This window comes from Salmonella sp. 2020_1395 (genome assembly GCF_043848115.1).
GTDB lineage: Bacteria > Pseudomonadota > Gammaproteobacteria > Enterobacterales > Enterobacteriaceae > Salmonella > Salmonella enterica.
The window spans coordinates 37953-62688 of the sequence record NZ_JBCMFH010000019.1 but is presented as its reverse complement, the minus strand read 5'-3'; the positions used below and the strand labels follow the sequence as shown (position 1 = coordinate 62688).

Below are 24736 nucleotides of genomic sequence, written 5' to 3'. Positions count from 1 at the left end.
CATCAGTCCTATTGATAATGGCTCCTGTTGGTTATACGGTAATAACTCATGACTTCACAGTGTGGTTTCTTTTAACAAATCGACAGCCAGCATTTCCAGCTGGTTAACCACCTCATTACTGGATCGCTCCATTCTGTCGAGTTCTTGCGACATCGCATTCATATCGCCTGCGGCAAAATAGTTCAGCGCAGAGTGACCAGCGGTATGCACCTCTTTATGCGGCGCTTCCAGACTACGGAAACTGTAGTAATTGCTAAACTGCTGTCCTTCAAAGCCGTAGTACCATTTCCCCAGCCGACACTGATCGTGCATCGTTATTTTACTGTTTATGTCTTTATTTAAGAGTAATTTGTAGACTTCCATTTTCCAGATAACATGGTCAACTTTGACAATATTCAAAAACTGCACCGTAGAGATGTACTGCATGACCGATTTCATGCTCAGCGATTTATCGATGACGATGCCAATAGACTCCACAATTTGATTTATGTTAGTCGTAATATTATCAATAACCGGCTGTTGGTTATCCAGCACCTCACTCACTCTGGCCGTATTATCTTTGATTACAGAGGTTAACGTACTGACGCTTTTCGAACTGTGTTTAACATCTTCGGACAGGTTTTTCACCTCTTTCGAAATAACGCTAAAACCACGCCCGGCATCCCCTACGCGCGCGGCCTCGATCGCGGAGTTAATCGCTATCAAATTGGTCTGGTTAGCGATCTTCTGTATCTCTTTAATACACGCATTAATTTGCGTTAAGGAGGTATTTAAGTCGCCCATACGACAGCCAATATCCGACGAAGTCGTGCCAATTTCGGTGATAAATTCCACGAGCGATTTTAATGAACTTCTGGCTTTATCATTCTGTTCGTTAAGTTCATTAATGCGTTCTTTTTCAATGTTGAGCTGCTCACAGGACTTAATGATGGCATTACGAATGATATCGATCGTCGAGATCCCCATCAGAATTTTTTGACACAGTATCCGCTCATAAGGCTCAGGAGTATCCACCACCACGTCAGACGCATTAGCGCCAGATTCTGCTGCTGGCGGCGGTATTTTTACAACATTATTATTCCAGTGGCGCAAGCCTAATACTTTTTTAAACATATACCATTCTCCTTATTATATGTGGACATCCTGATCTATGCCTGGATAAAGTATTATCAACTCATGCTAACATAATGAAAAATCGGCTGTCATCTGCCATAACCATACGCTCACCAGAATAAGACAAAACGTCCACCAAACTTAAATAATTACAAAGTAAACTATTCAACAATACCATTAACAGTCATGATGGAAGTCGCTTCGCTTTATACGGAAATATTATTTACAAGGCTGACAACAATAGCTGAATAATAATTAACTGCATTTACTTAGGTGTAGCTATATCTCGCCACGAAGATTGCAGACAGGGTTTAAACGCAAACTTTTGCAATAGAAAAATAACCTAACGTAAACTTTTTATATGACCAATAATATCATTTGGACTCATCAATATATTATGCTGTCCGTTTACCAACCAAACAGGCATGACCTAAATCCAAAGGAATGGGCGCAGCGTAACCAGCCGCAAAAAGTATCGATTAGTCGAAAATCAGGAAACGGATGCGCCAACGCGGCGAGCGTCACCGCCTGCGTCAGGAAAGTTAAGAATAATTTGTGATATTATTTCTCATATGTTACCAGTAAATGGCAGGCTGATAGCCGTTCGCTGGTAAACACAACAGGCGGGATATCGGCACACACGCCGATATCCCGACGAGAATGCCCCCGTTACGCTTTGATGACGATTAACGGTTCAATATCGCTCTCTTTTTTAATGACTAATGAATCATCGCCGCGCAGGCACGTACCGCCGTAGTTACCGCCCACGGTAAACGTACAGACCTGAATATACTTCCCGGCGACCTTCGGCAGGCACCACAACTGCTGATAGATATTTTTCTGCGTGGCGAACTTGCCGCTGGTTTTATCCAGGAGCTCTTCCTGATGGCTCACCAAATCGATATTACTACCGCAACGTCCGGCGATCGGTTTTACCGCATAGCCGGTCTGCACCAGCTCATCGTTAACGGTAAAATCCGTGTCGAGCAAATAGCGATGATGCGGGAACAGCGACCACAGGATGGGCAGGATCGCTTTGTTACCCGGGATCACCGTCCACAGCGGTTCAAACACCAACACTTCCGGGCGCAGTAATACATCAATCAGCCGGACTTCATTTTCCGGGTGCCCGGTACGAATAGGCACTGCGGCATACTCCGTCTCGCTGACTTCGCGTATCTGCTCCATCGCCGTTTCCCACGCCCAGGTTTTCCAGACACAATTCACCAGCCGTCCGTCGCCATCGATCAACTGCCCAGCGTCATCCCAGCGCAACTCGCCCAGCCCGCGGAGAATTTTGCTCGCGAAACCGGCCTGATGCAGCGCCTGCTGCATAAACTGCGCGTGATAGTCCTCCTCGATATCATCATCCTGCATGATATGGACGAAAGGACGCGCTTTACTGTGTTTCCAGGCGCCTGCCAGCTCGTTAATTAAGCCCTCTGCCGGGTTATGCCCTTTACCGGTATAGCCCTGCTCAGCCCATTTTTCGAGAATTAATCCCGCTTCGGTATGGCATGATGCGGAATCGGCATTGTATTCATAGACTTTCAGCCCGCGTTCATCCATGCAGAAATCCATACGACCAGTGATCATATGGTGACGACGGCGCTGCCAGGAGAGGCGCAGGCGCGGCCAAAGAATTTTGGGGATATCGAATAGCGCCAGCAGATTATCGTCTTTTAAAACTTTGTCCGTGGCGTGCAGGTACATCAAATGCAACTCATTGGTCGCTTTGATAAGCTCCTGTTCAGCGCTCTCGGTGATGGTAAAATACTGGTACGGGTCCTGATTGATAACGTGTCCGTTCGCCTGTACATAGGCTTTTTGTAACGGATCGCGCTCATCCAGCCACTGACCGTCAAACTGACCTTTCTCTGGCAGTCTTGCGCCGCGAATCGCCAGCGACTGATTCGCGATGTCAGGCTGTGACAAACTGTATTGCGTGTCGTCGGTCTGGATCATCCAGCCTAAAATCGTCGTGTCATCAAAGGTGTCGCGCAGGGTGTAACACCCGTTTTCTACAACCATTTCCAGTTCGCGAGTCCACTGCTGCCCTGGCGGCAATGGCGTGTGGATAACGTTTTGCTCAGCAATACGAATTTTGTTATCCAGGAGCTGGGTGATAATCGCAACGTGCCCGGTTTCGTTAAACTCGCCGCCCTTTTGCCAGATGAGCAGCGCCCCGGCCTCCGGCGCGCGCGGCGAACCGTTCGGGAAGGCCTGCAAAGGCAAAATATTGTCATTCACGACCTCGCGCAGAAAACGCAGCGAGAAGATTTCCCAGGCCATGCCGACGTCAGTAAAAACAACGCCATAATTCAGAAAGAGGAAACGGCGGGCAAATTCCACGCACTGCCATTTATGCCCCATGTATTCATCGTCGATGTAGCTACGAAAAGCTGCGTCGTCGTCGTCCCACGGATCGAGGGAATTGTAATCTGAAGAGTAGATCGCTACGCCGCCGGGGGCGTAACCCAATAATGTCCCGAAGGGGGCATCCTGACTGGTGGTTCCTTTGCTCATGCACTTACCTCAAAACAAGACCGCCTGAGCAGCCTGGCGTGATTTCGCTCTGATTGTCTGCTCTGTGACACTAACCGGACAGAGGTCGACATAATCATACACCTCAATAAGGCACACTGAGGCCAGAAGGTTAAAATTTCACTCGCCGGAATGTCCCAATCGGTTAAATGTCCGGTTAGCAAGCTGCTACACTGCTTCAACACCACCACTGTGAAGGCAGGTCAATATGGCAGATAATACTTATCAACCCGCAAAAGTCTGGACGTGGGATAAATCCGGCGGCGGCGCGTTCGCTAACATTAATCGCCCGGTTTCCGGCCCGATGCACGACAAAACGCTGCCCGTCGGCAAACATCCGTTACAGCTCTATTCGCTGGGGACGCCTAACGGCCAGAAAGTGACCATTATGCTGGAAGAGCTCCTGGCGCTGGGCGTGACCGGCGCCGAATATGACGCCTGGTTGATTCGCATCGGCGAGGGCGATCAGTTCTCCAGCGGCTTTGTTGACATCAATCCGAACTCAAAAATCCCGGCGCTGCGCGATCACTCACACAACCCGCCGATTCGAGTTTTTGAGTCGGGCGCAATTCTTGTTTATCTGGCGGATAAGTTTGGCCATTTCCTGCCGCAGGATCTGGCTAAGCGCACAGAAACCCTTAACTGGTTGTTCTGGCTACAGGGCGCGGCGCCGTTCCTCGGTGGCGGTTTCGGTCATTTCTATCATTATGCGCCGGTAAAAATTGAGTACGCCATTAATCGCTTCACCATGGAAGCCAAGCGTCTGCTGGACGTGCTGGATAAGCAGTTAGCTCACCACCCGTATGTCGCGGGAGAAGAGTACACTATTGCCGATATGGCCATCTGGCCGTGGTTCGGCAACGTGGTGCTGGGGAATGTCTATGATGCAGCGGAGTTTCTGGATGCCGGAAGTTATCAAAACGTACAACGCTGGGCGAAACAGGTAGCCGAACGTCCGGCGGTAAAGCGGGGGCGCATTGTCAACCGGACCAACGGCCCATTGAACGAACAGCTTCACGAACGCCATGACGCCAGCGACTTCGAAAACCATACCGAAGATAAACGTCAAAGTTAAACCATGATGCCGGATGAGGTAGTAATGTCGTCATCCGGCATGGTATTCCCTGCTGACGCTTCGCTTATCAGTTCTGCGAGTGTGTCATATTCGGCGCTTCACTAAACCCATGTTGCATGAGAATCGACCTCGCCCGTGCTGATAGTAAAAAGTCGGCAAGCGTTTTTCCCTGCTCGCTCAGGCAGGCAAAGCCATATTCAGCCACGGGATTATAAGGTTCCGGGATATCAACCACTCGCAGCGAATTAACCAGCCGTAGCCTGGGAGCATAGCTGGCATAGCCGATAAAGATATCGGTGTAATCATGATTGATGAGCCATTCCGCCGCCAGCCGGCCCGCCGGTAACGGCAAAGTCTGCCTGCCGCCAACCAGCGCTACCGCGCGTTTTCGGACCGCTTCGCCCTCCTTGCCCATCCGCGAAAAAAGCTGTTGCGTATAATCGCCGGAAGGATCGCAACCTGCTGTTGAGGTGCCGATCCGCAGATCCCGCCGGGTTAACAGCGACAGCCAGTCCTCGCCTTCACGCATCGCCTGCGCCCGCACGCTCAGACACAAACGGTTCGTCGTAAAAGGCGCGACCCACAGCGCCCGCCCGCTTTCCAGCAGCGCCTGCGGATGCGCCAGGTTCGCCGAAGCAAAAAAGTCGCACGCTTCGCCCGCTTCGATGCGTTCACGTAACAACCCCGCCGGACCGAAATCACATACCGCATCCGCCTGAAACGCCGCCATTAGCTGCGGCCAGACGACACGCAAGCTCCCCGCAGCCAGTATTCGCATCACTGTACGCCCTGATAGTCAGTACGGTAAAAACGTTGATACCAGTCGTTAGCGGCCTTTTGCATGTCAATATCGTGGAATTTTTCCGGATAGAGTTTTTTCGCCATCCACAGTTCGCCGATTCCCACCGCCTCCGGCATCGGATATCCCCAGGCTTTGGCATAATCCGGCATCAGGTAAACCCGATGATGCTTCACCGCGTCAATGACCTGCCACTGGGGATTGTGCAGGATCTCATTGACGACCTTCGGATAGCGATTCTGGACAAAGATCACCTGTGGATCCCAGGCGATCACCTGCTCCATTGTCACCTGCTTAAAGCCTTTCACCGAGGATGCCGCTACATTCAGCGCCCCCGCATGGGCCATCATCAGACCGGTATATTTACCGGAACCGTAGGTGGTCAGCTCCGGATTCGCCATATAGGCGCGAACCCGCTCATTTTCAGGAACCGACTGCAAACGGTCGCTGACCATTTTGCGACCTTTATCCATCGCCTCAATCAGCGCTTTCGCCTCCTGCGGTTTATTGACGATATCGCCAATCAGCGTTATTCCTTCACGCAGCCCGCGGTTGTAAGCCTGCTCTTCATCGGCCAGGGTCGGGTTCATTTTAGCCTGCTCGCCAACAACATCATGGCGCAGCGAAATCGCCACCACCGGAATGCCAAGACGGCTGATCTTGTCGATCATCTCCTGCGGAGCGTAATTCGTGACAAACACCACCTGCGGGTGCAGCGCCACCAGTTTTTCAGGATCAACGTGCGTTAGATCGCCCAGCGAGGCTTTTTGCGCCAGTTCCGGCGCCAGACGCGCATAGCCGTCGCCTAATTGCTGTTTCCAGTTCGCCATGACCCCAACGATTTTGTCAGTGGCATTCATCTGTACAAGGAGATTGAGCGTTTGATGCTGGAGCACCACCACTCTGTCGACGGTGTCGGGAACCGTGACTTGGCGGCCAATTTGATCGGTAAAAGTACGCGCCGCCTGTGACATTAACGGCCAGCAAAAAAGCAACGCCAGCAGAGAGAGCTGGCGCAAAAATTTATTCATAGGTTTCGCCCCATAATCGATATATAAATAATTATACAACGATTATAGAGCGATATAATAGAGGTGATTAAGGGATCACGCGCTGGTTATGTCGTACTCCATGCGGCGCAGCGCATCTAACGTGGCTTTCGCTTCGTCTTCGTCAATGATGCTCATCGCAAAACCAACGTGTACCAATACCCATTGCCCTATCAGATCGGCTGGCTTACCTTCACAAATCAGAGCAATATTGACATCACGTTTGATGCCACACACTTCCACCTGCGCAAGCTGGTGAATATCATCTCCGACGGCCAGCACCTGACCGGGGACGCCAATACACATAATTAACCACCTGAAATAAAATGCGGGTTATTCGACCTCAATACTTTTTACTTTCAACGAATCGCCGGTATCCACCCGCAGGCGATCGCCATGACAATGCGGACATTGCGCGTCATGCCTGAGAATTTCCACCACCTGACTGCAATCCCAGCACCAGGCCTGGGCCGGTCTGTAGTCGATGTGCAATTCGCACCCTTGCGCTAAAGTCCCCTGGCAGGCGATGTCAAAGCTGAAACGAACCGCGCGCTCTTCAACGCACGAAAGCGCGCCTATCTCCAGCCATACGCCGGTGACGCGCGCCACGCCGTGCTGTTCTGCCTGCTGCTGAATAATTTCAACGGCGCTTTGGCAAAGAGACAGCTCATGCATTCTCACAGCTCCGACGGCCAAACAGCAACGCGCGCCGGCTTGTCTGCGGCGCATCAGGATTGCTTACCGGCAGGGATAGCAGCATCCGCGCGCAGTCATCCGCCAGCCGGACGCCCTCTTCCGGCGACAGGCTACGGGAAAGCGGCGACATCAACGAGCAGGCAAGATATTGCGAAACGCCTTCCAGTTCGCCAACGGTAAAGGTCATCGTGCCATAAGGCAGTTGCAGACCGAGTTTTTCACCGACGGTACGCCCGGGCCAGATCTGGTCCGGGCCAGGGAAGATTAATGCGCTTAACATCCACGGCGTAATTACCGTGCCCGTCCATTGTCCTTCAAACAACGTAAAATCAGAGACATGCACAGGCATAGTCGGATGCAGAAACGAAAGATCGTGCATCGAACGATGGGCTATCTCTTCAAACGCCGCCTGAACCCGGGCGACGGGCGCCGTGTCGAATCCGGAAAACGTTTCAGACATGCGCCGTCTCCTTAGGAATTGCTTCGACGCCGGATTCACGCAGCGCAGCAAGAACCTGCTCAAGCGCAGGTTCAATCATCGCTTCTACGGTTGGCGTTAAGCCGATGTGCGGTTCCAGCGACTGTGGAATAACGCCGACCAGGGTCAGTTTCTTCGGAAACTCGCCGGTAAAGCGGAGGGCCGACAATACGTCGGCCAGTCCAAGCTGATGGGGGGAGATTTTGTTGGTGAACAGCGCCGGAACTTCATCGTCGCGCAGTACCATAATGGTTCCCGGCGCGTTCTTTTTCGACACGATGGCGTCGGCAATGATCAAATGATCACGATTCGCCATATCGCCAAGAAGTTCCATTCCCGCCGTACCGCCATCCAGAATCTCAACGAAATCCGGCAGGGTGTATCGTTGCTCTAACGCTTCAACAATACGCACCCCGATGGCTTCATCGGTCAGCAAAATATTGCCGACCCCTAAGACTAATATCCGCATTACAAAACCTTCACCGAGACCACTTCATTGCCATCGGCGTCCACCACGTGCACCGCGCACGCCATGCAAGGGTCGAAGGAGTGGATGGTACGTACCACTTCCAGCGGCTTCGCCGGATCGGCGATCGGCGTACCGACCAACGACTGTTCGTACGGCCCCACGTCATCGTTGAAGTTACGCGGACCTGAGTTCCAGGTCGATGGCACCACTGCCTGATAGTTACTGATAATACCGTCTTTAATCACCATCCAGTGAGACAGCATACCGCGCGGCGCCTCCAGGAAGCCCACGCCTTTGAACTCGCCCGTCGCCGGAATGTTCGGCTTCACAAACGTGGTGTAATCGCCTTTGCCGATATTTACAATCAGCGCGTTGTATTGATCCTGCAATATGTTTTGCAGTTCACAACAGTGAACAGTACGCCCGATGATACGACCCAGCGTAGAGTGAAGTTGCGCCATTTCCAGCGTTTTGCCGGTCAGCTTCTGATAAAGCGCAATGATTTCATTGAGCTTGGCCTGGGTGGATTCACGACCTGCAGCCAGTTTACACAGCATGTTCGCCAGCGGCCCGACTTCGACGGTTTTGCCGTAGAATGTCGGCGACTTGACCCATGAGTATTTACCGTCATCCGACCAACCGTCGTAAGCCGGGATCGTAGTGCCTTCCCACGGCGCCTGCGGCGCTTCATCTTTGTACCAGGCGTGCTTCGCGCTCTCCTGAATACCTTTAATCAGGAATTCGTCGGAGTGAGAGGTGATCGGACGGTATGTCGACAGATCGGCATTGGTAATGTAACCGCCCGGGAACAGGAAACTGCCGTTTTTACCGTCGGTCGGGAATTCCGGCGCGCTCAGGTAGTTCACCGCGCCTTTGCCACGCTCCAGCCATTCCGGATAGTAGGCCGCGATGACTGCGGTATCCACTTTATACACCTGCTCGACAAAATCGCTCAGCTTATCGATAAACGATTTGATGTACATCAGGCGTTCAAGGTTCAACGTACCGATACTGTCGAGATTGATCGGGTTCGCCACCCCACCGACCGCCAGGTTCTGGATATGCGGCGATTTACCGCCCAGCAACGCCACCACGCGGTTAGCGTCACGCTGACATTCCAGCGCCTGCAAATAGTGGGCGACCGCAATCAGGTTGACCTCCGGCGGTAACTGCATTGCCGGGTGCCCCCAGTAGCCATTGGCGAAAATACCTAACTGACCGCTGGCGACAAGATCCTTGATCTTGTTCTGAACTTTCGTGAACTCTTGCGCGCTGTTCAGGTGCCAGCTCGACACGCCATCCAGCATCGCAGAAGCTTTTTCCGGATCGGCTTTCAGCGCAGAGGTAATGTCCACCCAGTCCAGCGCAGAGAGCTGGTAGAAATGGACAATGTGGTCATGGGTGGTATGCGCCGCCAGAATAATATTACGGATATACTGCGCGTTGACGGGAACATCAATATTCAGCGCGCTTTCTGCCGCACGAACGGAGGAGATCGCGTGAGTTGTCGTACAAACGCCGCAAATACGCTGCACAATCATCCACGCATCGCGCGGATCGCGGTTCTTCACGATCTCTTCCATACCGCGCCACATGGTGCCGGACGCCCATGCTTTGGATACGACGCCGTTCTCAATTTCGCAGTCAATGCGTAAATGACCCTCAATACGGGTTACCGGATCAATAGTAATTCTCTGGCTCATGCTTTGCTCGCCTCATGACGATTATGATCGTTTTGTTTTAAAGGAGGAAGTATCGGCAGTAGACGAATGAGTACGATGTATGCACAAATCTCAATAGCCACAAAACCAATAGAAATCAACAGCTCTTCCCAGGTTGGGAAGTAGTGGTAGCCGCCACCCGGGTTGAATGCCACCAGCGAATAGGTCAGACGCCACGTCGCGCAGCCCAACAGCGCGCTCAGCGCCGACAGGTACAGCATACGAGAGTCATTACGCAGTTTCGCCACACGCAGCACCACTAACGGGAAGACCATCAGGACGACTTCAATCCAGAACATAGCGGAGTAAAAATCGCCGGCAAACGCATAGGACAGCTTGTCGCGATAAATCAGTTCGCCAAAGCGCAGGACGACGAAAATCGCCAGCAGCACGCTGATGGTATTCGTCAGCTTAACAAACAAATTTTTCTCATCCGGACCGTTTCCTTTCAGGCCTGCCTGAACCAGCGAACCCTCAAATATGACAATAGAGAAGCCCATGATAAACGCGGTCAGAACCGAGAACAGCGGCAACATTTCATAGCTTTGCCATAGCGGATGCACTTTATAGCCCGCCGAGATCATCAATGACCCCATTGAGGACTGGTGCATCGTCGGCAGCAGCGCGCCCAGCGCGATAATAAAGAACATCACCTTATTCAGACGCTTGAGCGACACTTTCCAGCCCAGACGTTCAAACAGGGCAGGCGCAAACTCCAGCGCCATCACGCCGATGTAGATGGTCATACAGACCGCCGTCTCAAACAGTACCGAGTTCACGTTGAAGTGACCTGGAATGTAGAAGTACGGCAGGTTCCAGTAACGACCGACGTCGATAGTGATCGACAGGCCGCCCAGCGAGTAACCAAACAAGCTTGCCAGCAACGCCGGGCGCACCAACGGATGGTATTGCCCACGGTTAAAGACATACACCGCCCATGCCAACGCCCAACCGCCGCAGGCAAAGCCGGTGCCGATCAACAGGTCAAAGGCAATCCAGACGCCCCACGGGAAACCGCCGTTCAGGTCGGAAACGGAGCCCAACCCGAAGACCAGACGCTTCACGATAAGGAGCATACACAGGACGATTAACGGTCCAAAAATAATGACCGGTTTACTGATGATTTTTCCGCCCAGCGGTTTTGGATCATGACTCATGATCGTCTCCTCCATCGTGATGGTCGTTTTTGCTATTACGACGAACCAGCACGGTTAAGCCCGCCAGCGCAGCCAGGGGTAGTATCATGCCTTTATAAAGCGTGTGTTGAACATGCTCGGAGCGCGCTCCGGTTGAAAGGTCATCCAGCTTCGGCAGATCCAGATCTTCATAAGGAACGCCTGTCAGCACCAGCACCTGAGTACCACCGCCCTCTTTTTCACCGTAGAGGTGTGGGTAGTATTTAGGCACCGTATGCAGATAGGTGTCGTCCGTTTTCAACGTCTGGCGCGGATAGTGATATTCACTGCCTGGTTTGAGGGCCAGACGTTTTTTCGCTTCCGCCATCAGCTCTTCACGAGTACCGAAAATGACGGCCCCTGCCGGACAAACTTCCACACACCCAGGCAAACCGCCTTTATCCAGACGCTCAACGCCTTTCTGGTTACACAGCTCACACTTGTGAAGCGCGCCAAACGGGTTGTTGTAGTCGTACTTAGGTACGTTGTACGGACAGGCAACCATACAGTAACGGCAGCCGGTGCAGACATCTTTGTCATAGTGGACGATGCCGGTTTTCGGATCTTTTTTCAGCGCCGACACCGGGCAAACGGAAACGCAGTTAGGATCGACGCAGTGCATACACTGTTTCTTGATGTAGGCATAGCCGTTCTCTTCCTGATCTTTGTTCACGCCCGTGCCGCTACGCCATACCTGAATAATGTTATTGGTATACGGCGACAGCTTGTCGTTGTTCGACCAAGTCTGCTCCCCTTCCGGGTTACGCGCCGGGAAGTTGATATCCTGACACTTTGTGACGCAGGCCTGACAGCCCACGCACAGAGTGGAGTCATACAGCATACCCAGCGAACCTGGAATCGGCGGACGGTTTTCTGCAGCCGCATGGCTGACAGACGGCGCGGCGCCCAACAGCAATGCTCCACCGGAGGCTGCTTTAATAAAGTCACGTCTGTTCACGGTTATTCTCCCCGTGAGTCAGCGTTATCTTTCTTTTGCTGACGCCCCAGTTCACGTACCGCCATCACGCTGACGCCGGCAACCAGACCGACTACGCCGCCAAGCAGACCGACAGCGCCCGCAGAGATATTGCCGCCTTCTTTCATATTGACGTCAGGTTTCTCTGAACGCGGAGTTTGGTTTTCGACATGAGCAAGCTGGTGAATGCCCTTATGGAAGCCGATACCTTCTTCGTTACAGCCATAGCAAGGATGACCGATCGCCACTGGCCAGACGCCGCCAACGTCACAGAACTGTAACGTAGAACAGTTGCCCCAGGTTTCCGGCCCTTTACAGCCAAGATGGTAGAGACACCAGCCCTGACGGTGGCCTTCGTCGCCAAATTCTTTGGCAAAACGGCCTGCGTCGAAGTGTGGACGACGTTCGCAATGCTCATGAATCAGACGGCCATAGGCAAAGGTTGGACGATTTTTCGCATCCAGCTTCGGCGGCGTGCCGTAAGTGATGATATGCGCGACGGTCGCCAGGAAGTTATGCGGGTTTGGCGGACAACCTGGAATATTGATAACCGTTTTGCCCGGTAAGACTTCCTGCAGACTGACAGCGCCGGTTGGGTTTACGCCAGCCGCAGCAACGCCGCCCCATGCCGAGCAGGAACCGATAGCGATAATCGCGGCTGCGCCATCAGCGGCTTTGCGGATGTGATCCACGATCGGCTCGCCGGCAACCATGCAGTAGATACCGTTATCTTTTAGTGGGATAGAACCATCCACCACCAGAACATATTGCCCTTTATACTTCTCCAGAGCGTTATGTTTGTTTTCTTCGACCTGGTGACCGAATGCGGCGGAAAGTACCTCGTGGTATTCCAGAGAGATAGTCTCCAGAACGAGGTTTTCAACGGTTGGGTGTGTAGCACGAAGCAGTGATTCGGTACAACCGGTACACTCCTGAGCGCCAATCCAGATAACGGGCGGACGCTGTGGATTGGATACCGATTCTGCCATTTCTGCGGCGGCTTTGCTACTGAGCCCCATAGTAGCGGCCAGTGCTGCACAAAGCTTCATGAAATCACGACGGTTAATGCCGTGAGAAGTGATGAGAGTATTATCTCCAGTCATTTTATAGTTATTCCGTTACGAAGACCTGGCTTTTATTTTGCACTGTTCGCGAAGAAGTTATTGCGATCGGTACGCCATTTACCACACTTTTTTTATGGTTATGTGCGCCATAATACTTCGACGGAACAGTAAAACGAAGGGAAGAGGCGATAGTGTAATTAATTAAAGCAAGATAATACCCCTGTTGGATCAACCTTCGAGTCGATAACCGGCCATAAAGAAGCGAACCGCCATCCCGGAATGATTCTCTTTAAAGAAATCCATCACCATTTCTTTATCCAGACCATAGCGACGCGTCAGAATTCCAGCCTCCCACGCGCTAAGTTGACGATCGCCGGTCTTTTCGAACATACGGTGTGTAAAACCCAATACAAAGCCACGTTTATACTCAGAACAGAAATTCACCGCATGATGCGCGCTATATGCATATGGCGCGTGCAACCCGGCCATTAACCCTTTCCCAAAATGATTATTCATCTGACCTCCTTAGTCGCTATATAATAAATTATATAGCGACTAATTAAATGAAGGCCAGCGCATTACGCGCTTTTTTGCTTCACATCAGAAGGCAACCCATTCATCAGTAGACTGTGCGGGAGTCGACGCCATTCTCTGAACGCCAGGCGCCGCTTTCGCCGTTACGTGTTGTTGCGGCTCACTAGCGGAAAGCCGGAACTGCTGTACGGAGCGTTGCAAATCCTCCGTCTGCCGTTCCAGCGCCGCCGCCGCCGCGGAAACCTGCTCAACCAGCGCGGCGTTTTGTTGCGTAACGCTATCCATTTGCGTGATCGCCACGCCAACCTGAGAAATACCTTTACTCTGTTCTTCGGAGGCGGACGCGATCTGTTTCATAATCGTCGTCACTTCCGTGACGCCGCGCAGGATGGCGTCCATCGTCGCGCCGGTCTCCTGGACCAACTGCGCGCCCTGCGCTACGCGACGTACCGATTCGCCAATTAAGGCTTCAATTTCTTTCGCCGCCCCCGCGCTGCGGCTGGCCAGGTTACGTACCTCACCGGCGACCACCGCGAAGCCGCGTCCCTGCTCGCCCGCTCTGGCCGCTTCTACCGCTGCGTTCAAGGCCAGAATATTGGTCTGGAAAGCAATACTATTAATCACGGTAGTAATTTCGGCGATCTGCTGCGAACTGGCGGAAATACCGTTCATTGTTTCTACCACATCGGAAACCAGTTCACCGCCTTTTCCTGCCGTTAGCGAGGCGGCATCCGCAAGCTGACTCGCCTGGCGAGCGTGTTCGGCGTTCATTTTCACCGTTGCGGTAAGCTGTTCCATGCTGGCGGCCGTCTCTTCCAGCGCAGCGGCCTGTTCTTCCGTTCGGGAAGAGAGATCGTTATTACCGGTAGAAATTTCCGTCGCGCCGCGCCAGATATTGTCGCTTCCGGCGCGGATCGTACTCACGGCTTCGCGTAAACTGTCCTGCATCGCGCGCAGTAGCGGCACCAACCGGCCTACGCAGTTACGCCCCAACGCTTCAATCGGCTGGCTAAGATCGCCTTGCGCGATACGCTGAAACTGCTGACGGATACGCTCCAGCGGTTTCACCATCATTGCAACCAGATAGCGATCGGTAAAAATCAGGATAGCAATGCCCAGAATCACCGCCGTAATAAGCAGGATGCGGATGGTATAGGTTTTACCATCGACCATCACACGTGTGTTATCCAGCATGGCGCCAGCTTCATGACTAAACCGTTCCGCGCTGGCGCCGAACGCGCGGCTAAGTGCGGGCGTGACCGTACTGGCATGTTCGCTCCAGGCGGTCAGCGATCCTTGCTGCGCCAGTTGCATTTGAGGAACGACGCCTTTCTCCAGCAAGGCCTGCCAGTTGGACAAGACCTCCCTTGAGATATCAGGGTTCATCGGCCCTGGCGATAGCGCTTTCATCTCCTCCAGCTTCTGACGCATATTCTCGAGCGACTGCCGGGCGGGCGCAAAATCGGGCGTGCCGCCGCCGATTTTTACATCCATCGCGCGGCTAAGGCGGGTAACAAAGCGGAAATATTGATCGTTACCCTGGCTTAGCACCGTCATTTGCCGCACAAGATGCCGGTCAATATCATTTCCTTCCGAAACTTCGGATAAAGCATGGACGCTGTATAACCCCACCCCCGACCAGAGTAGACAAAAAAGTCCCAGTATCGTCAGCATGACCATACGAATAGTAAAGTTTTGCAGCAAACGCATATGAATTTCCTTGCTGAATATAAGAGATTAGTCATCAGACGATGACGCACTCTCGTTATCGGCAAGGCGCGGAGAATATATAATGCATTCTCCATTTTTTTACAGTTATCGCCGTTTACGTACCCGCAGATGTTATATATCTGTGAACGCAGAGAAAATCTTTTAGTCTTATTACTGGGTAAATGAATAGATGTAGTAAAAATATTGCGTAAGGCTGCAGGGAGACGCTTATCCGCCGTTAAAGAAGCGCTGTTTTACAGCCGGGCTCAGCATCCTTTGCCCGACTGCCCCGCCGTGGACGGCGGCTCAATGGTTATGTCGCGTCAATCTGTCCAGATAGCCCATCACGAACGCCGACAGGACAAAGGTCAGATGGATGATGACATACCACATTAATTTGTTATCCGGGACGTTTTTCGCATCCATAAACACGCGTAACAGGTGAATGGAAGAGATAGCGACTATCGATGCCGCCACCTTATTTTTTAGCGAAGTCGCATCCATTTTCCCCAGCCAGTTCAGCTTCTCCTTGCCCGCAGAGATATCCAGCTGAGAGACAAAATTCTCATACCCGGAGAACATGACCATTACCAGCAATCCGCCGACCAGCGTCATATCAACCAGCGATAACAGCACCAGAATCAGATCGGCCTCCGCCAGGGCAAAAACGTTCGGCAGAACGTGTAGAATTTCCTGGAAAAATTTTAGCGCTAAAGCGATCAGCGCCAAAGAGAGGCCAAAATACACCGGCGCGAGCAGCCAGCGAGACGCATACATTACATTTTCAAGAAAGCGTTCCATAGGGACCTGTCAGGTAACTAAAACCAGCAACAGTATATCTCAACCATGCAACATCAGATCAACATGCAGTTAAGAGCCTATCCCACCAGGCGTTATTGGCGCAGCCAGTTTGGACACGGACAGCGCGCAAAAACCGGAGCGTACACGTAGTACGTGAGGTTTGACTCGCTACGCTCGCCCTTCGGGCCGCCGCAAGCGGCGTTCAAAACGCTAACGCGTTTTGGCGAGCACTGCCAGGTCCAAAATGGCAAGTAAAATAGCCCTAATGGGATAGGCTCTAAATCTCATCCGGTTTAACCTGTGGGCGCTGATATTCCGGCCATACCAGCGCGACCAACGCCGGGTAGGCTTCAAGACTGAACTCACGAAAACACTGGCGTAAATTAAGGACGTCCAAATCCGAATACGGCACCTTTTCTCCGTTCAGACAACGCTTCTTAATATTGTCGTAATACTTATAAACGGCAGAGTTAAGGTCGCTGCAACGACGCTGTGCGTCAAATAATCCTGGCGTTTCATTCAACTCAGTCATTGTCATTCGTTTTATCGTTGCATGAAGGAAATCGATATATTCATGGTTAACGCGCCAGTACCATACCGGCGTTATCGAATTCATTAATACTGAGAAATGATCTTCGCCCTCTTCCTTTGTCATGGGTTCAGTTTGATTTAAATTTACGACTTTTCCACCAGGACGTTTTTTATTAACCTCCCACATCAGGAAGAGTATCGCGCCGGTCAGTAATAGCAATATAATAACAGAATAAAAAATACTGTTCATAGCAGGCTCCATTTTTTTTGATTTTAAAATTACGCCATGTTATTGTCAACGAAACCTACACTATTAAAAATAGTATACCACTGATCGTAAAGGATATTTAGTCATGCTTCCTGAGCATCTGGTTTCCTCTCATTTTCGCCTGTCATCGCCGCCCCCTGAAGCCACAGAAAACAGTAAAAATTTGCCTAAGGGAAAGACAAAACTCAGCGATTTCGAGCCCGATATTTTAATTAGCGCTAACGCTGCCGGGCAACACAGAAACGTATTATTTGAAGAACGCGACCGTCATATTAAAGAACGTCTGTATTGTGTGGCTAAAATTGAAACGTTTGCCCGCCTGATAAACGCACTACAGGCAGAAGGCGATATTGATGCCCAAACGCTAAGTAAAATACTGGCGGATAAAACCGCAATGATAAATGAAAAAGGCAATGCCATTTGGCTTAATTTAATCACTCGCGAAACCAATATGCCGCTATTTTATTCACTGGAAGATAAAGATGAAAGAAGTTGAAGACAATAACGTTTATTTGGCTTTAGACAACCATAAAAGTGATGAATTTATCTTAAAGCAAAATCTTGCAGCGCTAATCGCCAGTAAAAATGCCACCCTGGAAAAGGTAACGCAGGAGGTGGTATCCATACCGGCGGCGTTAGTGCGCCTGAAGTGGCAAAACCGACGGGAGATGTATGCGTTACAGGTCAAAGAGGAGATTTATGGCGCGACCATCAATGCCATTATCGAGCAGCATCCTGAATTACGAGACAAAATTATGTCTCGTCTTGAAAGTGACTGGCAGCATCTGCTGGCTCGCGAGACGGCAACCTTACGTCTGATGCGTAAGCTTTCCGATGGCGACTACCGGACGCGCAACGTCACCACCGTCGCACGGCAAGAAAAATAACCTTCATGGCTAGTTAACTCTGTTGTGAATACGGGCGAAGCATAAGGATCGTTCTGATTCTCCCTCTTACGGTAGTAAAAGTGTCTACGCTTAAAGGGTGTTCAACCTGAAGGGAGAAGCTCAATGTCTCATCTATACGACCCTACCACGCAGTATTACACCGGCGAGTATCCTAAGCAAAAACAGCCGGCGCCCGGCGTCCAGGCGAAAATGACGCCTGTTCCTGACTGTGGTGAAAAAAGTTATGTCGGCAGTGGTCGCCTTAAAGATCGTAAGGCGCTGGTGACAGGGGGCGACTCCGGGATTGGGCGCGCTGCCGCTATCGCTTACGCGCGTGAAGGCGCAGATGTCGCGATCAACTATCTGCCAGCGGAAGAAGAGGACGCCCAGCAGGTTAAAGCGCTGATTGAGGAGTGCGGCCGTAAAGCGGTGTTATTGCCAGGCGATCTTAGCGACGAATCTTTCGCCCGTTCGCTGGTCCATAAGGCGCGTGAAGCGCTGGGCGGGCTGGACATTCTGGCGCTGGTGGCCGGTAAACAGACGGCAATCCCGGAGATAAAAGATCTGACCAGCGAGCAATTTCAGCAAACCTTCGCCGTTAACGTTTTTGCTCTGTTCTGGATAACCCAGGAAGCGATTCCGCTGCTGCCAAAAGGCGCCAGTATTATCACAACGTCGTCTATCCAGGCGTATCAGCCCAGTCCGCACCTGCTGGATTATGCGGCAACCAAGGCGGCAATCCTCAATTACAGCCGTGGCCTGGCGAAACAGGTGGCGGAAAAAGGAATTCGTGTGAATATTGTCGCGCCTGGCCCTATCTGGACAGCGCTGCAAATTTCCGGCGGTCAAACCCAGGATAAAATTCCGCAGTTTGGTCAGCAGACGCCAATGAAGCGGGCCGGCCAACCGGCAGAGCTGGCGCCGGTGTATGTCTATCTGGCAAGCCAGGAATCCAGTTACGTTACCGCAGAAGTGCACGGCGTGTGCGGCGGGGAGCATTTAGGCTAACGCATGAAGTCGATTACGATGGCGCACTTCTGTTACGCAAGGCGCCATCTTAGGCAATAAAAAAGCCGGGTGGCGACTTCGCCTTACCCGGCCTACAGCATCAGCAGAATACTTATTTCGCTTTCGCGGTCTCTTCGCCGACCAGACCAATCTTGAGATAGCCCGCCTGATGCAGCATATCCATCACTTTCATCAGGGTTTCATACTCTACGGTTTTATCCGCGCGGAAGAAAATCGTAGTATCCTTTTTCCCTTCCGTCAGGGCCGTTAGCTCGGCAATCATCGTATCATCCGTCACCGGATCGTTACCGATAAACATGGTGTTATCCGCTTTCACCGACAGATAAACCGGTTTTTCCGGACGCGGCTGTGGCGTACTGGTAGAAGCGGGCAGATTCACCTTGACGTCCACCGTCGCCAGCGGCGCAGCCACCATAAAGATAATCAGCAGAACCAACATGACATCGATAAACGGCGTCACGTTGATTTCATGCATTTCGCCGTTGTCATCCAGGTTCTCGTTAAGACGCATTGCCATGACGCATTACCCTACCCGTAATTTCTGCGCGGCGCGTACCGGCTGCGCACTGGCGCTCGCATTCAGATCGAGATCGCGGCTTTGCAGCAGCAATACCTGCGCCGCCACGTCGCCCAGCGTTGCTTTGTAACTGCCTATCTGACGTGCGAAGATGTTGTAAATGACGACCGCCGGGATCGCGGCTACCAGCCCAATCGCCGTCGCCAGCAGCGCTTCCGCAATACCAGGAGCAACCACCGCCAGGTTGGTGGTCTGCGTTTGCGCAATACCGATGAAGCTATTCATAATGCCCCATACGGTGCCAAACAACCCGACGAAGGGGGAAATGGCGCCGATCGTCGCCAGATAACCGTTGCCTCGTCCCATGTAGCGGCCCACCGCTGCGACGCGACGTTCCAGACGGAAGCCGGTACGTTCTTTAATCCCTTCGTTATCTTCGCTGCCCTGAGAGAGTTCCAGTTCATTCTGCGCTTCATTGATGAGCTGTGCGCTGAGGCTTTTTGCGCTGAAACCTGCCGCAATGTCGGAAGCCTGATCTAAGGAGCGCGCATCGGCTAATTGCAATTGTTCGCGCTTTAAGCGGCGCTTTTGCGTGAAAAACTCAACGCTTTTACTGAAGAAGATAGCCCAGGTGACGACTGACGCCAGAATCAAACCAATCATCACGCACTTCACGACAATATCGGCGTGCTGATACATGCCCCAGACGGAAAGATCCGTCTGCATCAAATTATTACCCACTCTGTATCTCCAGGACGCAAATCACAAAATCTGAGCATAATAATATCAAAACAACGTCGAATTGATAGTCGTTCTCATTACTATTTACATACTGCCGCACCTTTACTGCTTTTTCTTTGCGCTTACGCATTAAAAAAGCCACCTGTTTTTATTTTGGCAAAATTTTCATCTGTATCACACGTCGCCAGGGTGCAGATGGTTATATTCATGCTAGTTTAGACATCCAGACGGTTAAAATCAGGAAACGCAACATGACGGATAAACAGTTGGATACCAAACTGGTAAACGCAGGACGCAGCAAAAAATACACGCTTGGCTCAGTGAATAGTGTGATTCAACGCGCTTCTTCACTGGTGTTTGACACCGTCGAGGCCAAAAAACACGCTACCCGCAATCGCGCCAACGGCGAATTATTTTACGGACGCCGGGGAACGCTGACTCACTTTTCGCTCCAGGAAGCCATGTGTGAACTGGAAGGCGGCGCCGGATGCGCGCTCTTCCCGTGCGGCGCGGCGGCGGTCGCCAACACCATTCTGGCATTCGTTGAGCAGGGCGACCACATCCTGATGACCAACACAGCCTATGAACCCAGCCAGGATTTCTGCAGCAAAATTCTCGGCAAACTGGGCGTGACGACAAGCTGGTTCGACCCGCTCATCGGCGCTGATATCACGCAACATATTCAGCCGAACACGAAAGTCGTTTTTCTGGAATCCCCCGGTTCTATTACCATGGAAGTACATGATATTCCGACCATTGTCAGTGCGGTCAGACGCGTCGCGCCAGAAGCCGTCATCATGATTGATAATACCTGGGCGGCTGGCGTTCTGTTCAAAGCGCTGGAGTTCGATATTGATATCTCTATCCAGGCGGGCACTAAGTATCTGATTGGTCATTCTGATGCGATGGTCGGGACTGCCGTTGCAAATGCGCGCTGCTGGGAACAATTGCGGGAAAACGCCTATCTGATGGGGCAAATGCTCGACGCCGACACGGCTTATATGACCAGCCGCGGTCTGCGCACGCTCGGTGTCCGACTGCGCCAGCATCAAGAAAGCAGCCTCAAAATCGCCGCATGGCTGGCGAACCATCCTCAGGTCGCGCGCGTTAATCATCCGGCCCTGCCGGGTAGCAAAGGTCATGCCTTCTGGAAACGAGACTTTACAGGCAGCAGCGGTTTGTTCTCCTTTGTGCTCAATAAAAAGCTGACCGAGGCAGAATTATCAGCCTATCTGGATAACTTTTCGCTGTTCAGTATGGCCTACTCCTGGGGAGGCTACGAATCGCTGATTATTGCTAATCAGCCGGAACAGATCGCCGCGATTCGTCCCGCAGGCGGCGTAGATTTTACCGGTACGCTGGTTCGGGTGCATATTGGTTTAGAGAGTGTTGATGATTTGATCGCTGATTTAGCCGCCGGCTTCGCCAGAATTGTGTAAAGTTGCCGGGGATGGACATATATGCAGACAATTTCCGTGGAAAAGTCTGCGTTTGTTGCGTCCGGGATCAAGGCATCCCGGACGATTCAGGAGTACAATAGGCGAATAAAAGCATAAATGCTGTTCCACAGGAAAGTTCATGGCTGTCATTCAAGATATTATCGCTGCGCTCTGGCAACATGATTTTGCCGCGCTGGCGAATCCACACGTTGTTAGCGTCGTCTACTTTGTCATGTTCGCCACGCTATTTTTAGAAAACGGTCTGCTGCCAGCGTCATTCTTACCTGGCGATAGTCTGCTGCTACTGGCAGGCGCGTTGATCGCCCAGGATGTGATGCATTTTTTGCCGACGATTGGCATTCTCACCACCGCGGCCAGTCTCGGCTGCTGGCTAAGTTATATCCAGGGACGCTGGCTTGGTAATACGCGTACCGTCAAAGGCTGGCTGGCGCAGCTTCCGGCAAAATATCATCAGCGCGCCACCTGCATGTTTGACCGCCACGGTTTGTTAGCGTTGCTTGCCGGGCGCTTTCTGGCGTTTGTCCGCACTCTGCTGCCAACAATGGCGGGTATTTCCGGCCTGTCCAACCGCCGGTTTCAGTTTTTTAACTGGTTAAGCGGCCTGCTGTGGGTGACTGTCGTGACCAGCTTCGGCTACGCGCTCAGTATGATCCCGTTTGTTAAGCGCCATGAAGACCAGGTAATGACATTTTTAATGATCCTTCCCGTCGCGCTACTGGTCGCCGGACTGTTAGGTACGCTGGTCGTGGTGATTAAAAAGAAATACTGTAACGCCTGACGTATCCATAATCGGCCAGGATGGCCCGGTTACGCTTCGTTGACCCGTGGCGGGATGCCTCACTTAGCTCCCTTGCATTGTCCGCATTCTTGCCGCATCTTCGCCCGGCGTAACGCCAAAATAACGTTTAAACTCCCGGCTAAACTGCGATGCGCTCTCATAGCCGACCCGCATCGCCGCGGCGCTGGCCTTCATACCGTCGTGAATCATCATCATCCGCGCTTTATGCAGTCGGTAGCTTTTTAAATACTGCAACGGCGAGGTGCTGGTGACCGCCTTAAAATTATGGTGAAACGCCGACACGCTCATGTTCGCTTCTGCCGCCAGTTGCTCAACATTCAGGTTCTCGGTGTATTTCATTTCGATCTGTTTAAGTACGCGACTGATCAGGCTAAAGTGCGTCTGGCGACTAACCAGTGCAAGCAGCGCCCCGCCGCGCGGCCCCATCAGCACATGATAAAGAATTTCGCGAATAATTTGTTTTCCCAGAATCCGCGCATCCAGCGGGCGCTCCATCACATCCAGCAATCTTTCCACCGCACATAAAATCTCGTCCGACAGCGTGGCGGAGTTAATCCCGCTGGCTGCCATCGGCAACTGGAAACGCTCATCTTCGCCAATGTCCATGAGCAACTCTTGCAGTTGCAGCACATCAATGTCGAGCCGAATACCGGCCAGCGGTACCTCCGGCGTCGCCCAGGTCTCACATTCAAAAGGGAGCGGTACGGTCAGTAAAAGATATTCATTAGCGTCATAACGAAACTTGCGCTTGTTAATATAGCCAATTTTATGGCCGGAAAAGAGAAATATGATGCCAGGCTGATACATGACCGGCGTGCGCGGCCCCGGTTCAACACCATACAACAGACGAATGCCCGCCAGCCGCTCGCTGATTATTTTATCATTATTTTTTAAATGATTAATTTTATCCGCCAACTGTAAGCAAATTGCTTCACGATTCATAACGCGCCATTTTTTCATCAAATCCACTCCGCTGGATTGTGCGCATTTTTAGCGATTTTCTCCAGCATTCTGGAGAAATAGGCAAAACATTGGCAGAAATGTGCATTGAGAGACATCCCTCACGAGACCACAATGATGGCCATCAGGCAGACAGCCGCCTGCCCTCTTTTTACCCACATAAGGGAATGAGCAATGAACAATTTCAAATTACATACCCCTACCCGCATTCTGTTTGGTAAAGGTGCTATCGTCGATCTTCGCGATCAAATCCCGCAGGACGCCCGCGTGCTGATTACCTATGGCGGCGGTAGCGTGAAAAAGACCGGCGTACTGGCGCAAGTTCAGGAAGCGTTAAAAGGACTGGATGTACGGGAGTTTGGCGGTATTGAACCGAACCCGTCCTATGAAACGCTGATGAAGGCCGTGCAGCTTGTGCGCGACGAAAATATTACCTTCCTGCTGGCCGTTGGCGGCGGTTCCGTACTGGACGGCACCAAATTTATCGCCGCAGCGGCGCAATATACGGACGGCGTCGATCCGTGGCACATTCTGGAAACCGGCGGTACTGAGATTCGTAGCGCAATCCCGATGGGGTCTGTGCTGACCCTACCGGCAACCGGCTCAGAATCGAACGCCGGCGCAGTCATTTCCCGTAAAACCACTGGCGACAAACAGGCCTTCCACTCCTCGTTCGTGCAACCGGTGTTTGCCGTACTGGACCCGGTCTACACCTATACATTGCCGCCACGCCAGGTTGCGAACGGCGTCGTGGATGCTTTCGTCCATACCGTTGAGCAGTACGTCACTTACCCGGTTAACGGCAAAATTCAGGATCGTTTCGCCGAAGGTATTTTACTCACACTGATCGAAGAAGGTCCCAAAGCGCTGCAAGAGCCTGAAAATTATGACGTCCGCGCCAACGTGATGTGGGCCGCTACTCAGGCGTTGAATGGCCTGATTGGCGCTGGTGTTCCGCAGGACTGGGCGACGCATATGCTGGGCCACGAGCTTACCGCGATGCACGGTCTCGATCATGCCCAGACGCTGGCTATCATTCTGCCTGCGCTATGGAACGAAAAACGAGACGTTAAACGTGCAAAACTCCTGCAATATGCTGAACGTGTATGGAATATCACCGACGGTTCCGACGACGAGCGTATTGATGCCGCCATTGCCGCCACCCGCCGTTTCTTTGAACAGATGGGCGTGCCTACCCACCTGTCCGATTACGGTCTGGATGGCAGCACTATTCCGGCGCTACTGGCTAAACTTGAGGCGCATGGATGCACAAATTTAGGTGAAAATCAGGATATTACGCTGGATGTCAGCCGTCGGATTTATGAAGCGGCGCGCTAAGG

General features: G+C 52.1%; 26 protein-coding genes. 7 read left to right on the top strand and 19 right to left on the bottom strand.

Annotation, left to right across the window (positions count from 1 at the left end; all coding sequences use genetic code 11):
- Positions 1 to 54: 54 nt before the first annotated feature.
- On the bottom strand, positions 55 to 1113 hold the full coding sequence (locus ACH0WD_RS21810) for a methyl-accepting chemotaxis protein (protein ID WP_000475246.1): 1059 nt from the start codon (positions 1111 to 1113) through the stop codon (positions 55 to 57).
- 669 nt (positions 1114 to 1782) lie between these two features.
- Entirely contained in the window at positions 1783 to 3639 is a 1857-nt protein-coding gene (gene gss, locus ACH0WD_RS21805; protein ID WP_000033690.1) for a bifunctional glutathionylspermidine amidase/synthase, read from the bottom strand.
- Between the two features lie 226 nt (positions 3640 to 3865).
- Here gss and yghU point away from each other — a divergent pair, with 226 nt between their 5' ends.
- A complete protein-coding gene (yghU, locus tag ACH0WD_RS21800) occupies positions 3866 to 4732 on the top strand; it encodes a glutathione-dependent disulfide-bond oxidoreductase (protein WP_000774849.1) in 867 nt (288 codons plus the stop codon).
- Between the two features lie 67 nt (positions 4733 to 4799).
- Here the strand turns inward: yghU and ACH0WD_RS21795 are convergent, their stop codons facing one another.
- From ACH0WD_RS21795 to ACH0WD_RS21730, 14 genes are all read right to left on the bottom strand, one after another.
- Positions 4800 to 5510, bottom strand: coding sequence for a molybdate ABC transporter substrate-binding protein (locus ACH0WD_RS21795; RefSeq protein WP_001220947.1), 711 nt, complete (start codon positions 5508 to 5510; stop codon positions 4800 to 4802).
- Entirely contained in the window at positions 5510 to 6562 is a 1053-nt protein-coding gene (locus tag ACH0WD_RS21790; RefSeq protein ID WP_001032006.1) for an ABC transporter substrate-binding protein, read from the bottom strand. Before ACH0WD_RS21790 ends, ACH0WD_RS21795 begins: the two co-directional genes overlap by 1 nt.
- Before the next feature lie 75 nt (positions 6563 to 6637).
- On the bottom strand, positions 6638 to 6886 hold the full coding sequence (gene hybG / locus ACH0WD_RS21785; protein ID WP_000334887.1) for a hydrogenase maturation factor HybG: 249 nt from the start codon (positions 6884 to 6886) through the stop codon (positions 6638 to 6640).
- A gap of 27 nt (positions 6887 to 6913) precedes the next feature.
- Entirely contained in the window at positions 6914 to 7255 is a 342-nt protein-coding gene (gene hypA, locus ACH0WD_RS21780; protein ID WP_000544945.1) for a hydrogenase maturation nickel metallochaperone HypA, read from the bottom strand.
- Complete coding sequence (hybE, locus tag ACH0WD_RS21775; RefSeq protein ID WP_000004951.1) at positions 7248 to 7736, bottom strand: hydrogenase-2 assembly chaperone; 489 nt, start codon at positions 7734 to 7736, stop codon at positions 7248 to 7250. Before hybE ends, hypA begins: the two co-directional genes overlap by 8 nt.
- Complete coding sequence (locus ACH0WD_RS21770) at positions 7729 to 8223, bottom strand: HyaD/HybD family hydrogenase maturation endopeptidase (protein ID WP_001221960.1); 495 nt, start codon at positions 8221 to 8223, stop codon at positions 7729 to 7731. The genes hybE and ACH0WD_RS21770 overlap by 8 nt, the downstream gene beginning before the upstream one ends.
- Positions 8223 to 9926: a hydrogenase 2 large subunit gene (hybC, locus tag ACH0WD_RS21765; RefSeq protein WP_000083043.1), complete on the bottom strand. Its 1704-nt coding sequence runs from the start codon at positions 9924 to 9926 to the stop codon at positions 8223 to 8225. Before hybC ends, ACH0WD_RS21770 begins: the two co-directional genes overlap by 1 nt.
- A complete protein-coding gene (gene hybB, locus ACH0WD_RS21760; protein WP_000017678.1) occupies positions 9923 to 11101 on the bottom strand; it encodes a Ni/Fe-hydrogenase cytochrome b subunit in 1179 nt (392 codons plus the stop codon). The genes hybC and hybB overlap by 4 nt, the downstream gene beginning before the upstream one ends.
- The gene (gene hybA, locus ACH0WD_RS21755; protein WP_001081721.1) at positions 11091 to 12077 is read right to left on the bottom strand and encodes a hydrogenase 2 operon protein HybA; all 987 of its coding nucleotides are present in this window, start codon (positions 12075 to 12077) and stop codon (positions 11091 to 11093) included. Before hybA ends, hybB begins: the two co-directional genes overlap by 11 nt.
- Before the next feature lie 2 nt (positions 12078 to 12079).
- A complete protein-coding gene (hybO, locus tag ACH0WD_RS21750) occupies positions 12080 to 13198 on the bottom strand; it encodes a hydrogenase 2 small subunit (protein ID WP_000145429.1) in 1119 nt (372 codons plus the stop codon).
- 189 nt (positions 13199 to 13387) lie between these two features.
- Positions 13388 to 13675, bottom strand: a complete 288-nt coding sequence (locus ACH0WD_RS21745; RefSeq protein WP_001059119.1) for a DUF2623 family protein — start codon at positions 13673 to 13675, stop codon at positions 13388 to 13390.
- 84 nt (positions 13676 to 13759) lie between these two features.
- Positions 13760 to 15403, bottom strand: coding sequence for a methyl-accepting chemotaxis protein (locus ACH0WD_RS21740; protein ID WP_001238431.1), 1644 nt, complete (start codon positions 15401 to 15403; stop codon positions 13760 to 13762).
- A 306-nt stretch (positions 15404 to 15709) separates the two neighbouring features.
- Positions 15710 to 16204 carry a TIGR00645 family protein gene (locus tag ACH0WD_RS21735; RefSeq protein WP_000439335.1) on the bottom strand — a complete coding sequence of 165 codons (495 nt, stop codon included), beginning with the start codon at positions 16202 to 16204 and terminating at the stop codon, positions 15710 to 15712.
- 277 nt (positions 16205 to 16481) lie between these two features.
- Positions 16482 to 16985: an ESA_00282 family adhesion-associated protein gene (locus tag ACH0WD_RS21730; protein ID WP_001534190.1), complete on the bottom strand. Its 504-nt coding sequence runs from the start codon at positions 16983 to 16985 to the stop codon at positions 16482 to 16484.
- 103 nt (positions 16986 to 17088) lie between these two features.
- On the opposite strand from ACH0WD_RS21730, the gene ACH0WD_RS21725 reads away from it, so the two are divergent.
- The 3 genes from ACH0WD_RS21725 (at position 17089) to ACH0WD_RS21715 (ending at position 18898) form a co-directional block, all read left to right on the top strand.
- Positions 17089 to 17499, top strand: coding sequence for a hypothetical protein (locus tag ACH0WD_RS21725; RefSeq protein ID WP_000936441.1), 411 nt, complete (start codon positions 17089 to 17091; stop codon positions 17497 to 17499).
- On the top strand, positions 17486 to 17890 hold the full coding sequence (locus tag ACH0WD_RS21720; protein ID WP_000665656.1) for a hypothetical protein: 405 nt from the start codon (positions 17486 to 17488) through the stop codon (positions 17888 to 17890). Before ACH0WD_RS21725 ends, ACH0WD_RS21720 begins: the two co-directional genes overlap by 14 nt.
- A gap of 123 nt (positions 17891 to 18013) precedes the next feature.
- Positions 18014 to 18898: an SDR family oxidoreductase gene (locus ACH0WD_RS21715; protein ID WP_000019032.1), complete on the top strand. Its 885-nt coding sequence runs from the start codon at positions 18014 to 18016 to the stop codon at positions 18896 to 18898.
- Between the two features lie 112 nt (positions 18899 to 19010).
- Here the strand turns inward: ACH0WD_RS21715 and exbD are convergent, their stop codons facing one another.
- Together exbD and exbB are read right to left on the bottom strand one after the other, a co-directional pair.
- Positions 19011 to 19436 carry a TonB system transport protein ExbD gene (exbD, locus tag ACH0WD_RS21710; protein ID WP_001251476.1) on the bottom strand — a complete coding sequence of 142 codons (426 nt, stop codon included), beginning with the start codon at positions 19434 to 19436 and terminating at the stop codon, positions 19011 to 19013.
- 6 nt (positions 19437 to 19442) lie between these two features.
- Complete coding sequence (gene exbB, locus ACH0WD_RS21705; protein ID WP_000527859.1) at positions 19443 to 20177, bottom strand: tol-pal system-associated acyl-CoA thioesterase; 735 nt, start codon at positions 20175 to 20177, stop codon at positions 19443 to 19445.
- A 251-nt stretch (positions 20178 to 20428) separates the two neighbouring features.
- Here exbB and metC point away from each other — a divergent pair, with 251 nt between their 5' ends.
- Positions 20429 to 21616 (top strand): cystathionine beta-lyase, encoded by a 1188-nt coding sequence (gene metC, locus ACH0WD_RS21700; protein WP_000130270.1) that lies wholly within the window; start codon positions 20429 to 20431, stop codon positions 21614 to 21616.
- 139 nt (positions 21617 to 21755) lie between these two features.
- On the top strand, positions 21756 to 22415 hold the full coding sequence (yghB, locus tag ACH0WD_RS21695; protein ID WP_000268444.1) for a DedA family general envelope maintenance protein YghB: 660 nt from the start codon (positions 21756 to 21758) through the stop codon (positions 22413 to 22415).
- A gap of 63 nt (positions 22416 to 22478) precedes the next feature.
- On the opposite strand, the gene ACH0WD_RS21690 is transcribed toward yghB, so the two are convergent.
- Entirely contained in the window at positions 22479 to 23378 is a 900-nt protein-coding gene (locus tag ACH0WD_RS21690) for an AraC family transcriptional regulator (RefSeq protein WP_001078198.1), read from the bottom strand.
- Between the two features lie 192 nt (positions 23379 to 23570).
- On the opposite strand from ACH0WD_RS21690, the gene yqhD reads away from it, so the two are divergent.
- Positions 23571 to 24734 (top strand): alcohol dehydrogenase, encoded by a 1164-nt coding sequence (yqhD, locus tag ACH0WD_RS21685; RefSeq protein WP_001058720.1) that lies wholly within the window; start codon positions 23571 to 23573, stop codon positions 24732 to 24734.
- Positions 24735 to 24736: the final 2 nt, after the last annotated feature.

Bases quoted from the DNA above. Each gene is read 5' to 3' on its own strand.
- ACH0WD_RS21810 (WP_000475246.1), bottom strand. From the start codon at position 1,113: ATGTTTAAAAAAGTATTAGGCTTGCGCCACTGGAATAATAATGTTGTA.
- gss (WP_000033690.1), bottom strand. From the start codon at position 3,639: ATGAGCAAAGGAACCACCAGTCAGGATGCCCCCTTCGGGACATTATTG.
- yghU (WP_000774849.1), top strand. From the start codon at position 3,866: ATGGCAGATAATACTTATCAACCCGCAAAAGTCTGGACGTGGGATAAA.
- ACH0WD_RS21795 (WP_001220947.1), bottom strand. From the start codon at position 5,510: ATGCGAATACTGGCTGCGGGGAGCTTGCGTGTCGTCTGGCCGCAGCTA.
- ACH0WD_RS21790 (WP_001032006.1), bottom strand. From the start codon at position 6,562: ATGAATAAATTTTTGCGCCAGCTCTCTCTGCTGGCGTTGCTTTTTTGC.
- hybG (WP_000334887.1), bottom strand. From the start codon at position 6,886: ATGTGTATTGGCGTCCCCGGTCAGGTGCTGGCCGTCGGAGATGATATT.
- hypA (WP_000544945.1), bottom strand. From the start codon at position 7,255: ATGCATGAGCTGTCTCTTTGCCAAAGCGCCGTTGAAATTATTCAGCAG.
- hybE (WP_000004951.1), bottom strand. From the start codon at position 7,736: ATGTCTGAAACGTTTTCCGGATTCGACACGGCGCCCGTCGCCCGGGTT.
- ACH0WD_RS21770 (WP_001221960.1), bottom strand. From the start codon at position 8,223: ATGCGGATATTAGTCTTAGGGGTCGGCAATATTTTGCTGACCGATGAA.
- hybC (WP_000083043.1), bottom strand. From the start codon at position 9,926: ATGAGCCAGAGAATTACTATTGATCCGGTAACCCGTATTGAGGGTCAT.
- hybB (WP_000017678.1), bottom strand. From the start codon at position 11,101: ATGAGTCATGATCCAAAACCGCTGGGCGGAAAAATCATCAGTAAACCG.
- hybO (WP_000145429.1), bottom strand. From the start codon at position 13,198: ATGACTGGAGATAATACTCTCATCACTTCTCACGGCATTAACCGTCGT.
- ACH0WD_RS21745 (WP_001059119.1), bottom strand. From the start codon at position 13,675: ATGAATAATCATTTTGGGAAAGGGTTAATGGCCGGGTTGCACGCGCCA.
- ACH0WD_RS21740 (WP_001238431.1), bottom strand. From the start codon at position 15,403: ATGCGTTTGCTGCAAAACTTTACTATTCGTATGGTCATGCTGACGATA.
- ACH0WD_RS21735 (WP_000439335.1), bottom strand. From the start codon at position 16,204: ATGGAACGCTTTCTTGAAAATGTAATGTATGCGTCTCGCTGGCTGCTC.
- ACH0WD_RS21730 (WP_001534190.1), bottom strand. From the start codon at position 16,985: ATGAACAGTATTTTTTATTCTGTTATTATATTGCTATTACTGACCGGC.
- ACH0WD_RS21725 (WP_000936441.1), top strand. From the start codon at position 17,089: ATGCTTCCTGAGCATCTGGTTTCCTCTCATTTTCGCCTGTCATCGCCG.
- ACH0WD_RS21720 (WP_000665656.1), top strand. From the start codon at position 17,486: ATGAAAGAAGTTGAAGACAATAACGTTTATTTGGCTTTAGACAACCAT.
- ACH0WD_RS21715 (WP_000019032.1), top strand. From the start codon at position 18,014: ATGTCTCATCTATACGACCCTACCACGCAGTATTACACCGGCGAGTAT.
- exbD (WP_001251476.1), bottom strand. From the start codon at position 19,436: ATGGCAATGCGTCTTAACGAGAACCTGGATGACAACGGCGAAATGCAT.
- metC (WP_000130270.1), top strand. From the start codon at position 20,429: ATGACGGATAAACAGTTGGATACCAAACTGGTAAACGCAGGACGCAGC.
- yghB (WP_000268444.1), top strand. From the start codon at position 21,756: ATGGCTGTCATTCAAGATATTATCGCTGCGCTCTGGCAACATGATTTT.
- ACH0WD_RS21690 (WP_001078198.1), bottom strand. From the start codon at position 23,378: ATGAATCGTGAAGCAATTTGCTTACAGTTGGCGGATAAAATTAATCAT.
- yqhD (WP_001058720.1), top strand. From the start codon at position 23,571: ATGAACAATTTCAAATTACATACCCCTACCCGCATTCTGTTTGGTAAA.